The sequence below is a fragment of the Rhizobacter sp. P1_G5 genome (assembly GCF_056405435.1).
The window spans coordinates 1-12,097 of record NZ_JBFUCB010000123.1; the positions used below are offsets into that span (position 1 = coordinate 1).

Here is a 12,097-nt window from a genome sequence, read left to right on the forward strand (position 1 = left end):
CCACGGCCTCGCGCATGCCGAGAAAGACGCCGGTCTGATTCAACGCGATGGACCACATCCATGAACTCGCGGAGAGTTCGTCGAGCCGTTCGTACGATGCAGCCGCGGCCGCGTTGACCAGCACGTCGAGTCGCCCGCTTCGCTCGATGACGCGGTCCACCGCGCTCTGCCATGCCAGCTCGCTGGTGACATCGAGTGCCAACGCGCAGACATCGGGCGAGCGGTCGTTCGAAGCCGCAGGGTCGCTCGCGAACACCGTCGCTCCCTCTTCGACGAAGAGCTTGGCCACCGCGAGCCCGATCCCCGCCTCCGCCCCTGTCACAAGGGCCACTTTGTCTTTGAGTCTCATCATGAGACACAGGCTAGTGGAAGGGTCCTCGTGCGTATTCGCAGATCTTGCGCATCCCTTTCCCGCGTTTGCGCTCCTGAAGTTCTGAAGCTCAATCCACCTCGAGGCGCTGGTCGCGGCACAGCGCGCGGTACTGGCCCGGCGTCACGCCGGCCGCCTTGCCGAAGACGCGCGTGAAGCTCGCCTGCGATGCGAAGCCCGTGTCCAGCGCAATCTGCGCCAGCGACGCACCGTCGGCGGCCAGCATCGCCTTGGCCGCTTCGATCCGGCGTTCGCTCACGTAGCGATGCGGCGGCACGCCCATCGCCTCGCGGAACAGGCGGGCGAAATGGAAGGGGCTGAGGCAGGCCTGGCTGGCCAGGCCGTCCAGCGACAGAGCGGTGGCCAGGTGGGCTTCGATGAACTCGAGCACGCGCTTCAACCGCCGGCGGTCGAGCGTTGGCGCCGTCGGCGGCACGCGCCAGCGGTCGACCGTGTAGTGCCCCATCAGGCGTGCTGCGACCGCGGTGCGAATGCCGTCGCAGAAGATGCGGTCATCGTGCCGGTTGCCGCTGCGCATGAACGCCTGCAGCGCGCCCCCGAGTTGTGCCATCACAGGGTCGGCGACCGCTGCCGCGTAGGCGAGACGGCATCGATCCGGATCGATGCCGTAGTCGGCCAGGGCACTTCGTTCCAGCAGGCTGGCCGGCATGAACAGATGCAGGCATTCGAGCGGCGCGTCGAGCTCCAGCTGCGTTTCATGCGTCCCCGCCGGCACCAGCCAGCTCGTGCCGGGCAGTGCCACGCGCTCCTGCCGCTGGCCATCGCCGGTGCGCCGCACCGTGCCCTGGCCGGACAGGATGATCACGAGCTCCGTGCAACTGGACGTGACGGGGTTGTAGGCACCGCCCGGCACCTGCCGGTGCTCCGCACGCAGCGTGTCCCACTCCGTGGTTCCGGCCAGCAGCTCGCTGCTGGCGTACTTCACATCACTTTGTGTCTGCAGCGGCATCGACGATCCTTCTGGCGGGGGGTGCCATGAGGATCGCTGGACCAGTCTTGCCGATCAAGTTAAGTGCGGTTAGGTCCTTGCGCTGCCGAAGTGCAGGCCGCCCCAACGCAGTGCGTGCCATGCATGCTGGCTTGCGGTTTTGCTTGCGGCTCTCTCAGGGCTTGTCGAGCCGTGCAAGAAGGTCGGTCGCCACCACGAGGTCGCGCGTCGCGAAGCCTTCGGTGAACTCACCGTGGATCGGCCGCAGCATCGCGCGAGCGTCTGCCGTCCGCGACTGCAGCAGCCAGAGCCTGGCCAGATCGTTGGCGGCCCGCAGCCGCCATGACAACGCGCCGATCTCGATGGCCATCGTCATCGACTCGGCGAGCACCGCCTCGGCCTCCGCCGCCCGGCCCGTGGCCGCGAGGATGGACGAGCGGATGCGCAGCAACTCCGGAATGCACCAACGCTCGTTCTGGGTGACGGCGCCATCGAGCGCGGCCCGCATCGCGGCTTGCGCCTCGCCGAGACGCCCGCTTCTGGCGAGGGCGTCGGCCAGGACGCCCAGATAGAAGGGCATCCGCGCCAGGTAGTTGATCGCGCGGAACTCCTCGATCCCCCGAGCGAGGTCGTCGATCCCCTGCGCGGGCACGACGGCCTGCCCGCAGGCGAGCGCTGCGCGATAGAAGACGACCACCGGGCGCCGGACACCGATGCCATGTCGAAGCACTTGCTCTTCGAGCAGCTCGACGTAGTAGCTGCATTCGTCGTGATGTCCCGAGAGAAAGAAGATCGGACACGCCCACGACAGGCAGTTGCTGACCGAGAACCAGTACCTGGTCCTGAGCGCGGCATCGACCGTGGCGGCCGCCGTGCGCGCAGCCGTCTCGGGCGAGCCCGTCAACCACTGCGCGTGCGACAGCACACTCCCGAGATCGACGTTCCGGTAGACCAGGAAGCGCACGAGTCGCGAGTCGTTGAAGTCGCGCGCATCGGGGTTGTAGAGCCGCTCGAGACGCTGCCTCGCGCTGTGCAGCTTGCCGACGAACAGTTCGCCTATGGCGAGATAGTTCTCCCGCTCTCGCGCCGCGGACGAGTCCTCGGCGGCGACAGCGGCGGCGATCGACGCGCAGCTCTCGAGCGTGCGGATCCCGTCGTCGTTCCGGCCCCCCATGATCTCGCAGGCACCGATGGTCCTCAGGCATCGGAGCCGGGCGTCGACGTTGCCGAGCCGGACCGCGATGTCCAGGGCCCGATGCATCGCGCTCATCACCTGGGGCGTGAGGCCGCGGGCAAAGAGGGTGTTGCCTGCCAGGGACATCTGGAGATGCATCTCGATCGCCGTCCCGGATTGCCCGGCTGCGTCGAGCTCCGCGACGGCCTCGCCGACGTGCCGGCGGCATTCCTCGGTCAGCGACAAGTGGTTCCAGAGGAGGACGCCTGCGGCGGTCAGGCGGATGCGCAGCGATCGCAGCGCCTCATCGCGCCCCGACCAGGCGAGCGCAGCGCGAAGGTCCTCGAGGTAGTGCCCGTAGGAGGCCTCCCACTCGTGCAGCTCGATGCGTTCCCAATCGGTAGCGGCCCGCTCGAGCACCGCGCACAGGTGTTCCGCATGGCGGCTGCGGACCGTGGCGTCCTCGGCACTCACCCGCAGGCGTTCGAGGCAGTAGGCGCGCGTGGTCTCGAGGAGGCGATAGGTCAACTGGTCATTTCTGGTGTCCATCACGAGCAGCGACTTCGAGGACAGCCGCGACAGCGCATCCATCACCTCCGCTGCGTTTGCGCCGGACACGGCGCTCGCTCCATCGGCGCTGAAGGTGCCGGCGAACACCGCGATGGCGCGCAGCAGGGCGGCCTCGTTTACCGACAGGAGCCCGTAACTCCAGTCGAGGGTCGCCAACAGGGATTGCTGCCTCAGCGGCGCGCCGGGTGGGCCGAGCCTGAGAAGCCGGAATCTGTCGTCGAGCATCTGCAGGATCTGCACGGGGGAGAAGGCAGCAGTCTGGGTCGCGGCCAGTTCGATCGCCAGTGCATTGCCATCGAGCCGCCGGCAGATTTCAGCGACCGCCGGGGCGTCGCCATCCGTCAATCGATAGCCCGAGCGCTCGGCAGCGCGTGCGGCGAACAGTTCGACGGCGGGAAACCTGCGGGCCTCGTCCGCTGCGGGATGCTCGCTCGGGTCGCATTCCAGCCCGCGCAGGCGATGCACTCGCTCGCCCCGGATCCGAAGGGGCTCACGGCTCGTCGCGAGGATGCGAACGCCATCGAGGTGAGCCGCCAGCCTCTCCACGGCAGCCGCCACCGCAGGCAGCAGGTGCTCGCAATTGTCGAACAGCAGGGTCTTCTGTTGCCGCCGCAAGGCATGCACGACGCTCGACAGCGGATCGCCACTCGTCACGCCGAGGCCGAGCGCCGACGCAATCGCCGCTGGCACGAACTGCGGGTCGCTGATCATCGCCAGGTCGATGAATGCGGCGCCATCGGCACGCTGCGTTGCCGCTGCATGAGCCGCCGCGACCGCGATGGTCGTCTTTCCGACGCCGCCGGCGCCGACGATCGACACGATCCGAGCCTCATCGAGGCCGCGCCGGACGCCTTCGATGGCCTGCGCCCTCCCGAAGATTCGTGCAGTTCCGGCGGGCAAGCTCCCGCTGCGTGCTGACGGCGATGCAGCGTGCGGTCCGAATCCCGGCAGCTCTACGGTCTGGACAGGTGCGATGAATCGATAGCCTCGCCCCGTGACCGTCGCGATGTACCTGGCAGCGCCTGCTTCGTCGCCCAGCACCCGTCGCAACGCCACCATGTTGACCTTGAGGTTCTCCTCCTCCACGACGGCGTCCGGCCAGGCTCGATCCATCAGATCGCGCTTGCTGACGACTTCGCCCGGCCGCTCGACCAGTGCAGTCAGGATGTCCAATGCACGGCTTCCGATGCGGACGGGAACGCCATCCCTCAACAGCAACTGGCGATCGGGACTCAGCACGAAGGGTTCGAACGCGAAATGGCGAGGTGCTTTCCGGGTGGAGTCGCTGGTCACGGCCAGCTCCCGTCATCGTGGCCCACTGTCAATCCTCCCGAGACTCCGTCGACGATCTCCGAAGCACTCACCCTGCTTTTGATCCGTTCTGATTCAGTTGCCGGCACCCGCACTGCGAGGATCGGCGCGGATTATCGGAGGTTTTGGCGCACTGTGGCGCAGACCAGAAAGGGCTTCTGGTGCCTCGGGTCGGGGTCGGAAGGCCGCAAAGATGTTTGCTTGTGGATGGTTTGGCGCAATTTCGGCGCACTCTCACACGTCTCAGCGAGAAATAAATCTCTCGTCGACCAGGCTCTGTTGAACGTCTGCTCTCGCGAGCAGCGAAGTAGAGCTATCGACCCGTTGCTGACCTTCGACGTCGCGCTCTCAAAGCCGCAAAGCCGCCATTCAGGGACCTGTGGCCTATCGAAGTAGGAACGCCTGCTTGTACATGAAGGAGGAAGCTGCTTGGGGCCAGCGCAAACCAGCCGCGAGAGCCGCAGCTTGATCCGAAGCCTGCCCGTCGAGCAAGACGTGACTCTGCGGCTGTGAGTTTGGCTGGACGACGACCACTACCTGTAGCGTGTGGAGTCGCCCGTCATGTCGCGGCAGCATAGGCGCAACTGCACGAAGGAGTCGGACCTGGAGTTCATCGGTGCCCGCCGTGATGCCTTGGGGCGGCTGGCCTCGGAACCCAGTTGTGCCTGGGTACACCGCGAAGTCTCCGAACTTGTACTGCTCGCGCTCAAGCGCGATGGCCTTCAGGAGTGCTTGACCAAAGCCGAGGTACCACTCTTGCACGGCTGTGTCGGCTGCTTCGACGATGGTAGAACCAATGCCGATTTGCGTGGACGCGAGATACGACTGGTTGGAGCCGTCGAACAATACGGCGAAGTTGGAACTCAGCACAAATTGTCCGGCGTGTCGGGTTGTGCTCTCCAGGACGGGATCAATGCGAACGATCTGTTTTCCGATCGAAATTTCACCATTGCGCACGGAGTATGCAGGGGACGCACCGGCGGAGGCTCCCGCTGAGGTGAGTAGCTTCTGCAGACTGCTGGCAAGAAGGTCTTCTTCGCTTGCAGCCAGGGCATGGAAATGAACCGTCGCCGCGACGGCAAGAACGGCGAGAAGGCGCGCAAGTCTTGGATTCATTGGGCGCTCCTTGCGCTCGATGGTTCGCATACCAAAGCATTCTGACAGCGACGCATAAGGCGAAGGCATCTGCACGCGCGCGCAGGCAGCAAGACGAGCCTGCCGTGTGCTTCAGCGAGCCAGACTGAAAGCCGTCGTTGGCGAATGACTGCAAGTGGCGGCGGGCATTCGACCACAGGGTGCGAGCGGCAGCAACCGATCAGTTGCTGCCRTTCGCCTTRGGTGCTCGAAGGCTTGCTCTGCAGTGGAAGCTGGACACGCTGTGCCAGTCACCAAGTTTCCGCTGCTGCGGTGCCTTGGTGATACCGCATTTGCCAGCGGTCCCCGATCCGAACCCAGAGTGATGAACGCAAGGTGTGGCGCGATAGCGAGCCGTCGGTTTGCCGGTGTGCCGCCCGATAGGTGAGAAGCGCAACTCCAGGCTGCAGCTCTGTTGCGACGTACTTGTAGGCGACAACCTCGGCAGGGGTTGCTTCGGCAAGGAGCTTCTCGACGATGGCATCACGGCTCCAGTACTGCCCGGACCGTCCGATCTCTTCGAAGTCAGCATGCAGCAATGCGTTTACCCGTGGCGCACTTCCTCGAACCTCGGGACGGTGCAAATCGGCTTCGAGCTCGGAAAGCGTGCTGACAAGCTCAATGTTCGACATGTCACCCCTGTTGCGACTACTTGTGAGCCCTGAAGATTACCGTCTTGAGAGACCGCTTCAGCCTGAAACGATCGGACGGGTCGCGCTGTCGGGAGACCGCTCATGGCCGGATGCGGGTGCAGGCGCGACCGGAACCCCCCGCCCATAATCTGCGCTCCACTGCGACGCTCACAGATCTCCACCCATGCGTGTCTACCTCGATGATGAACGGGCTACCCCCGATGGGTGGGTTCGTGTCTACTGGCCAGAAGAAGCGATAGCCCTGCTCGAGTCGGGCCAAGTCGAGGAGATCAGTCTAGACCACGACCTCGGGGACGACGAGCACGGAACCGGATACGACGTTGTCCTCTGGATTGAGGAGGCCGTGGCGCTTCGCGGATTCAAACCGCAGCGCATGTTCGTCCACTCCGCGAATTCATCCGCCAAGGAGAAGATATTGTCAGGCATTTATGCGATCCAGGCCCTGTACCGAGGCCGTAGCCGGCCAGATACCTGACGGTCGCGAACGTCCGCACCTGGCGGCGGCAGCCGTTCGCTCACTTGAGCGGCGAGACTTCGCCGACACGTTGCCACAATCCGAATCCGACGGCTCGCAACGATACCGCTCGGCTTCAGGCTAGGACTTCCACGCCAATCAGATGCCCTTGGGCGTCAAAGTCCAAGTACAAGTCCGGGCCCTTGTACGGCAACAGGCTCGCTAGACGCACTGTTTTTTTCACGCAGCCAGGAGATCCTTTGCCTGGGTGACCGGGCAGGGACAAATAGGCAACGTCGTGATCGTCCGGGTTGACGGCAAGAGAGATATCACTGGTATCCATTTGAATCTCTGAAGATCGAACTGATGAGCAGGAGCTTCAAGTCGGCTGCGCCGAAGGAGACGTTCACGAAGGGCAGCTTCTGGCCGATTGTTGCCATCTAGGAAGCACTCGCCTGTCTGCCGCACACCGGACAAATAATGCGCTTGGCATAGCTGACGAGCGTGAGTCCGCAGCAGCCGCCTTCTTGGCTTGTGCCGTATCCCTCGGCGACAAAATCCCCAGGATACTGGGGTCGCGCCAGCAAAAGCAGTTCCCATGGCGACGGTGTGCCTGACGCCTCATTGAATCGATGAGCCTTGGCAAGCACCAGTTTGGCGGACTGCCATTCAGGGCGACTCACTTCGGCCTCCCGCGCCTCCAGCGCCAAGGCGACTATCTCCACCAGCCGTCGCTCCGGCAGCGACTTCAAAACCTCCACAAGGTCTCGATCCGACTGCAAGTTCGTCATATTGGGTCCAGCCGAGGAGGAGGCGCGTGCAAGGCAATCTCCCAGTCTTCGTATGGCGGCTCGACCTTGAAGCTCGGGTCGTAGTACGCCCGAAGGTAGTCGGTGGCTCGCCTTTGCGCGTAGTGCGCATTCATTACGCGCCCCTCCTCATCAAGCCGCAAGACGTTCGCGAAGATCGCGTAGACCTGCTCGATCGCGCTCGGATCATTTCCATACAGCTCTAGATAGTCGATGCCTTCGAGCGTGTATTGCGTGCCGCTTGCCATGAAATAGGCGAACGTTCGCAGCGCTCCGCTGAATGAGTGACTCAGGTGTGGCATAGAGGTTCGGGATTGCCATGCGCAGCCTACCTGAAACCGGTCGGTGGCGATCGTCTGCTGGTGGCCGAGAGAAGACCGACCGTGGCTAAGCTCTTGGCAGATCCGCGAAGTCATCCGCGACTTTGGTCAACACCCCAGTTTCATGCGACCAGTGATGAACCGCATCCCCAAAAGCGTCACCGTTTCGCAGGATCACCAGTTGGTCGCCAGACCCGTTCCCGGCGATGGCCAGCGCGCGCGAGGGAAACTTCGGCCACTGCTGAAGGGCTGCGGCCTCCTTGATCGCGTGGTTCGACATTCGGCTCAACCGTCTTCGGTCGGATGAATCGGCAATCGGATACAGCCGCCAGTCCTCGTTGAGCACATCGAGATCGCCGCCGTTGGCCGCCCGCATCGCATTGGCGTAGGACGACGGCAACGAGCTTGCGAGTTCGCGTTCGGCTGCTTCTATGAACGAGGCTGCAAGGTCAAATGGCATACGGTCGACAGTCGATTAAAGCATGGCAGATGGCGTGACCCTCGCTGGTCTTGCCGAGACACCAGTATCGCGCTTGGAAGCAGCCGCTCGCGAACGTCAGCTTGTGGCCGATTGGTGCCAGCGAGCAGGCAGTCTACCGTTCAGTCTGCACGGCGAGGACTGTCAACTCGCGTCCACCCAGTTCGAGAGAATTTCGCCAGACGTGCTTCACGCCAGGCACCTCCGAGAACGTACCTCGATACGCCTTGTGAAGAAGCTCTTTGCGCAGGACTGGCGTGAGCGAGGCCAACGCGGTCGTCGGGATGTTCGAGGCCCAGGTCATAGCAAAGCCAGTGAAGTTGCTGTGACTTCCCTGCGCGACGTGCTCGGCGCCAGCGTAGCTGACGATGTAGGTGAAGAGTGGCATGGGGCGAATTCTATGAAGCCTGAAAGCCGCCTCTCGCGAATGACGGCTCATGGCCGACCACAGACTTCGAGCGCCGCACGCGACAGGCCCTGGGCGACTGGGCGCCAGCGCGCGAAATCTCGACGCCTACCTCACCACGGGGGACATGAAGGAGAGCCGAATAGTCGCCCCGAACTCATGTGCCGCTTGGACAACATCCAGTGGTACGTAGAAGTTCGACCAATTGCGAGGCGTATGGATGCCGATCCCGAGCTCGACTACCCGGAATCGGCCTGCGATTTCTGAAGCAATCCAAGAGAGGCTTCCATACACCTGCCCTACCTCACAGTCGACTACCTGATAGATTTCACGAGGATGCGGCCCGGGCGTTGCGCCGCCCCGGTGCCCGGTAAACCTTCTCGAAAACCGCTCGTAGGCAGCCTCGTGAAGCCCTCGTACAACGATCGAATACGAAACAACGTCGGGGTCCGATGAAGTCATGGAGGAAGACTACCCGAAAGCCGCCTTTCGCCAAGGACTGCAAGTGGCCGATAAGGGACATGCGGGAACCACGCCATTCATGCTCGCCGATTCGGAGCTACGCGATCCGCGAGGGCTTCAATAAGTGCCGGCTCTCCACGAAGCGACAAGCCGAAACCGGACTGAGCGACGGCCACAAGGTCAGCGCCTGGGAGCGATATCTCGTACAGCGCGACTTCTTGGGGGCCGCCCAGGATCCACTCTCTGTCAACGATCGAGCCGCCCATCGTCTCGACCTCGGCAACGAGCCGATAGAACAGGTCGTCGTCGTACTCAGAGCCCAGTAGGAGTTCGGTCATAGCGCTGCCGAGCGTACCCGAAAGTGGTCGCCGGTGACCGGCTGGAAGTGGCCGATCACGGGCTTCCTACGATCACTATTCATATTGATCGACGTCGATGCCGGAGGCCTGAATCTCCTCAGCACTCGCCGAACGAAGAGCATCCATAGCGTCGCAGTGAGGGCATCTTGCTACACCCTCACTCCGCCAACGTTCCTGCGGTTGAAGCAGGCGCGCGTCKGCAAACTGGGAGCCTTCCTCGGCACACTCGATGCTGATCCTGCCGCAACTGCAACACTTGATCAACAGCAACGAAGTGCCTTGTCCGCAAGCCGGGCAAGACCTTCTCAGATGCCAAGCAGGCGAATCGATTTGCATGGGACGGTCTCGGGAAAAAACTGGCGCGTCGGAGCGGCAACTAGCCTATCCGAAAGCCGTCGTCCGCGAGCTTCCGCTCGTGGCCGCTACCGGCGATCGCTGGCAGCCCACTGTTCGAAGAACTCCAGCTGCTGAGAAACGCTGGCGGGGATTACATCCGGACCTTCCGAGAAGATTTCGACCAGGTCAGCCGTTGAGGCATGCAGTCCAGGGCTCATTCTGTACGCCTTCAAGCCTACGCCCATGCTACGTGCCATCGCAGATGGATAGACATTCAGGCTAGAGCCATAGCAGAACAATCGTAGCCCTTTCTTCTCGAGTTGAAGCCGAATCAAACAGAGCGCTTCGAAGAAGTCGCAAGCGCTGGCCGAGATCTTTGAGCCTCGATAGCAGCACACTAGCCTGCACGAGTCGTTGACGACATGCTCGGCGATCGTGGCGATCTCGTCGTCCTCACCGCCGACGAGCCTAATCTTGTGAATCGTCACCTGACCCTCCCAGAGCGGATCTAGATGAGTCTACTGAAGTCGCCAAGCCGCAAAGCTGTCATATGCCAGCGGCAGCTCCTGGCCGGCTGCGGTACTCGTCACCGGCCTCATGCATCACGAGTAGATGATCGTGATTGACAAGAAGAACAATACAGCCAGTGTGAACGCCACCTGCTTCAGTCTCTTCTCAAAGAGAAGGGGATTCTTCCTGATCCATGCGACAGATGCGTCGACCTTGAGCCTGACCACGTGATCGACCGGCAAGAGCCGAGTAACTAGAACGGCAGCCCCACCGAGGGCCGCAACGATGATCAAGAACGAAGACATGAGAATGATGCTGGTCATGCTGTGGCGTCGAAGAGATGGTTGTGCGGACAGCCGCACCGATATGGCGTCGCGCAATGCTAGCGGGGCATAGGCTCATGCCAACACGGTGCTGCGCATCCAGAAGGAGTCATCCGCGAAAGACAGCTCGTGGCCGACTGTTGCCGGTCGCCCGCGGTGCCTGTTCGCCTGTAGGCGACCCGTAACCGCCTTCGCGTCAGTCGATTTCGACGGCGGAAAGCCGTCAGTCAACGTCAAGTCCATCGGCGGTAGAAGGCCCTCCGCTGGATCGAAGGCTTAGATGGACCGCTACCTTCCGCACGATCCACGGGACCGCTACGAACCACTGCCAATATCCGACTGCAACGCCAGCTAACCACATTGGGACGAAGCCGGCGAACGGCTCGTAGGGGATGCCGAGTACGCGAGTCGTCTCGCTGGTGGCATAGCCAGAGAACCCAACAGCGAAAAGCCCAGAAGGAAACGACAGGAAGACCATGAGCCAGAACGCGGCAACCGGCATGTCGTGGACGTCGCGCTGCGCGAATGAGAAGACCAACACCGCAAGGCAGGCCGCCACCCATAGCAGCAGGAATATCCGACCGAGTATTCGATGAACTTTCATGTCATCCAACGATAGTCCAAGCAAGAACGGTCATCATTGACCGGCAGCTCATGGCCGGCTACAGCCTTTCGAGTTATGTTGTTGACCCGCTGCGGCTCGATGACGCGGATGCAACTCCTTCATACCTGCCCGCTGCAAGATTGGCGAGGATAGAAAACGCCAGGTGCGAGTAGGTCGCTTCCGGTCCACTGTCTGCCGGAGCGTAGCGCAGGCGCATGATCGTCCAATTTTGTTGAAAGCGCTCGTTCGCAGCGGCCAGTCCTTCCATCACCGCGGACACCACGCCGTCTTCCGACAGCGAAGTTGCGCCAGCATCGCCAAGCCTTTCAACTGCAGTGCGCATGCCATCGCCGCTGCCGATCTCAAGCTGCAGGATGTTGTGCTTCGGGCCTGTGATCCGACTGGCCGACAAGAAGGGGCCGACTTTGCTGAAGTGCATCACTCATTCTGCCTCGCTGGTGCGCGGTCATGAGTGCCCGCGGTGGAATGAGGAGAGAGGTGACTGCACCGCATGAAAGCCGTCAGTCGCGACCGTCCGCAAGTGGCCGTCAAGAGCCAGTCGCCTCCGTGTCTTCATCACGGATGACGATCTCGCGCCTGCGCAGGCAGATCCGAATACTCTGCGGAGAAGGGCTCGGACAGCTGCTTTTCGAGCAGGCTGCAAAGGTTCCAAAGAGCCCTGGCTTCGGCTTGGTCAGCCATCGATAACTGATCAGGCTCCGCAAAGCGACTGACGAACTCAAAGAACAGGAGCGCCTCAGCCACACTGCATCGATGCGGATCACTTCAGCAGTTCCCGCAGCCAGGCGGCGTACTCGGCGGCGCAGCCTGCCGGCTACTTGATCGACACCATCCTTGCCGCCGGACACTCTGGC

General features: G+C 62.6%; 16 protein-coding genes. 1 reads left to right on the forward strand and 15 read right to left on the reverse strand.

The window, feature by feature from the left end:
• The 5 genes from AC1D12_RS11445 to AC1D12_RS11465 all read right to left on the reverse strand — a co-directional run.
• Positions 1-349: SDR family oxidoreductase (locus AC1D12_RS11445; protein WP_477840487.1), on the reverse strand; the 349-nt coding region annotated here is incomplete at its 3' end.
• 91 nt (positions 350-440) lie between these two features.
• Positions 441-1,340, reverse strand: coding sequence for a helix-turn-helix domain-containing protein (locus AC1D12_RS11450; protein WP_465113773.1), 900 nt, complete (start codon positions 1,338-1,340; stop codon positions 441-443).
• A 154-nt stretch (positions 1,341-1,494) separates the two neighbouring features.
• A complete protein-coding gene (locus tag AC1D12_RS11455) occupies positions 1,495-4,356 on the reverse strand; it encodes an ATP-binding protein (protein ID WP_477840489.1) in 2,862 nt (953 codons plus the stop codon).
• 402 nt (positions 4,357-4,758) lie between these two features.
• The gene (locus tag AC1D12_RS11460) at positions 4,759-5,520 is read right to left on the reverse strand and encodes a DUF6348 family protein (RefSeq protein WP_477825556.1); all 762 of its coding nucleotides are present in this window, start codon (positions 5,518-5,520) and stop codon (positions 4,759-4,761) included.
• A gap of 239 nt (positions 5,521-5,759) precedes the next feature.
• Positions 5,760-6,140, reverse strand: coding sequence for a nuclear transport factor 2 family protein (locus AC1D12_RS11465; protein WP_477825555.1), 381 nt, complete (start codon positions 6,138-6,140; stop codon positions 5,760-5,762).
• Positions 6,141-6,324: 184 nt separating this feature from the next.
• Between AC1D12_RS11465 and AC1D12_RS11470 the strand changes: the two genes are divergently transcribed.
• Complete coding sequence (locus AC1D12_RS11470; RefSeq protein ID WP_477840491.1) at positions 6,325-6,636, forward strand: cyclic-phosphate processing receiver domain-containing protein; 312 nt, start codon at positions 6,325-6,327, stop codon at positions 6,634-6,636.
• Positions 6,637-6,751: 115 nt separating this feature from the next.
• On the opposite strand, the gene AC1D12_RS11475 is transcribed toward AC1D12_RS11470, so the two are convergent.
• The 10 genes from AC1D12_RS11475 to AC1D12_RS11520 form a co-directional block, all read right to left on the reverse strand.
• Complete coding sequence (locus tag AC1D12_RS11475) at positions 6,752-6,958, reverse strand: DUF2283 domain-containing protein (RefSeq protein ID WP_477828156.1); 207 nt, start codon at positions 6,956-6,958, stop codon at positions 6,752-6,754.
• A gap of 97 nt (positions 6,959-7,055) precedes the next feature.
• Complete coding sequence (locus tag AC1D12_RS11480) at positions 7,056-7,406, reverse strand: hypothetical protein (RefSeq protein WP_477828155.1); 351 nt, start codon at positions 7,404-7,406, stop codon at positions 7,056-7,058.
• On the reverse strand, positions 7,403-7,840 hold the full coding sequence (locus AC1D12_RS11485) for a DUF7677 family protein (RefSeq protein ID WP_477840492.1): 438 nt from the start codon (positions 7,838-7,840) through the stop codon (positions 7,403-7,405). Before AC1D12_RS11485 ends, AC1D12_RS11480 begins: the two co-directional genes overlap by 4 nt.
• Complete coding sequence (locus AC1D12_RS11490) at positions 7,812-8,204, reverse strand: SMI1/KNR4 family protein (RefSeq protein WP_477828154.1); 393 nt, start codon at positions 8,202-8,204, stop codon at positions 7,812-7,814. The genes AC1D12_RS11485 and AC1D12_RS11490 overlap by 29 nt, the downstream gene beginning before the upstream one ends.
• A 133-nt stretch (positions 8,205-8,337) precedes the next feature.
• Positions 8,338-8,610 carry a hypothetical protein gene (locus tag AC1D12_RS11495; RefSeq protein ID WP_477828153.1) on the reverse strand — a complete coding sequence of 91 codons (273 nt, stop codon included), beginning with the start codon at positions 8,608-8,610 and terminating at the stop codon, positions 8,338-8,340.
• Positions 8,611-9,871: 1,261 nt separating this feature from the next.
• Positions 9,872-10,273, reverse strand: a complete 402-nt coding sequence (locus AC1D12_RS11500) for a hypothetical protein (protein WP_477829199.1) — start codon at positions 10,271-10,273, stop codon at positions 9,872-9,874.
• 114 nt (positions 10,274-10,387) lie between these two features.
• Entirely contained in the window at positions 10,388-10,618 is a 231-nt protein-coding gene (locus AC1D12_RS11505) for a hypothetical protein (protein WP_477840494.1), read from the reverse strand.
• Positions 10,619-10,841: 223 nt separating this feature from the next.
• Positions 10,842-11,222, reverse strand: coding sequence for a hypothetical protein (locus AC1D12_RS11510; RefSeq protein ID WP_490363533.1), 381 nt, complete (start codon positions 11,220-11,222; stop codon positions 10,842-10,844).
• Between the two features lie 73 nt (positions 11,223-11,295).
• Complete coding sequence (locus AC1D12_RS11515) at positions 11,296-11,661, reverse strand: hypothetical protein (protein ID WP_477828940.1); 366 nt, start codon at positions 11,659-11,661, stop codon at positions 11,296-11,298.
• Positions 11,662-11,770: 109 nt separating this feature from the next.
• A partial coding sequence (locus tag AC1D12_RS11520) for a hypothetical protein (RefSeq protein WP_477840498.1) occupies positions 11,771-12,097 on the reverse strand: 327 nt, incomplete at its 5' end.